Annotated in this window: 1 protein-coding gene; it reads left to right on the top strand. The window is 50.7% G+C overall.

Going from position 1 to position 215, the window contains the following annotated elements; translation table 11 throughout:
• The coding region (locus AC0QH1_RS00400; RefSeq protein WP_324628764.1) for a hypothetical protein at window positions 1-215 on the top strand (215 nt) is incomplete at both ends.

The raw sequence follows: 215 nt of genomic DNA, 5'->3' as shown, positions 1-215 counted from the left end.
GAAACAGCTAGCAATGTGGAAGCGGAAGAAACGGGAGGCGATCGCACCCCAATTGCAGCGAATCCCGCCACCGAAACTACCGCCACCCCGGTCATTGCCGAGACAACACAACCTGGCAATTCTGTCAATAGCGACATCATTTCTCGGTTAGAAAACTTAACTCAAACCTTGAAACAACGAGAAGCCGATGCAGAGATTTCCGGTGGAAATCCGAT

The organism is Phormidium sp. CCY1219, from assembly GCF_055795085.1.
This window is presented reverse-complemented; position numbering and strand designations above follow the sequence as displayed.